1 protein-coding gene is annotated in these 226 nt (G+C 56.6%); it reads right to left on the reverse strand.

Annotation, left to right across the window (positions count from 1 at the left end; all coding sequences use genetic code 11):
- Positions 1 to 195 (reverse strand): reverse transcriptase domain-containing protein (locus tag CXF87_RS12560; RefSeq protein ID WP_269801106.1); only part of this gene is annotated, 195 nt, incomplete at its 3' end.
- Between the last annotated feature and the right edge of the window lie 31 nt (positions 196 to 226).

The following is a 226-nucleotide window of genomic DNA, read 5'->3' on the forward strand; positions in this document are numbered from 1 at the left end:
TACCAGGGCGAAGCTCTGAGCAGCTAGTACGGCATCATGGGCCCGGCGGCCCGGACGGAAACCGTAACTGTGCTCGCTAAAAGTGGGATCGATCAGCGGTTGTAGAACTTGCAGCAGTGCCTGTTGAATAAGACGGTCAGTCACGGTGGGTATCCCCAGTTCTCGTTCGCTTCCATCTGGCTTCGGAATAGCCACTCGGCGGACAGGCTGAGGATAATATCGACTG

Origin of the sequence: Halomonas sp. MES3-P3E (assembly GCF_002836035.1) — a bacterium.
Taxonomy (GTDB): domain Bacteria; phylum Pseudomonadota; class Gammaproteobacteria; order Pseudomonadales; family Halomonadaceae; genus Vreelandella; species Vreelandella arctica.